General features: G+C 70.8%; 1 pseudogene. It reads left to right on the top strand.

The features are described 5' to 3' along the window. Positions 1-322, top strand: a pseudogene (locus KM933_RS38885) (alpha-1,4-glucan--maltose-1-phosphate maltosyltransferase); the annotation flags it as partial.

Genomic DNA, 322 nt, shown 5'->3' with positions numbered 1-322 from the left:
GCACGGCGGGCGGCCCGCCTTCGAACTGCGCGCGGTCCTGGCCGCGACGCTCTCGCCCTCCTGGGGGATGTACGCGGGATACGAACTGTGCGAGAACACCGCGGCCGGAGCGGGCACGGAGGACTACCTCCACTCGGAGAAGTACGAACTGCGGCCGCGCGACTGGGCGGCCGCCGAGCGTGCGGGGGCGTCCATCGCTCCCCTCATCGGTTCGCTGAACAGGATCCGCCGGGAGCACGGTGCGCTGCGCCGGCTCAGGAACATCCACTTCCACCATGCGGACAACGATGCCGTGCTGGTCTACAGCAAGCGGGCCGGTGCG

This window comes from Streptomyces beigongshangae (genome assembly GCF_019710745.1).
Taxonomy (GTDB): Bacteria; Actinomycetota; Actinomycetes; order Streptomycetales; family Streptomycetaceae; genus Streptomyces; species Streptomyces beigongshangae.
This window is presented reverse-complemented; position numbering and strand designations above follow the sequence as displayed.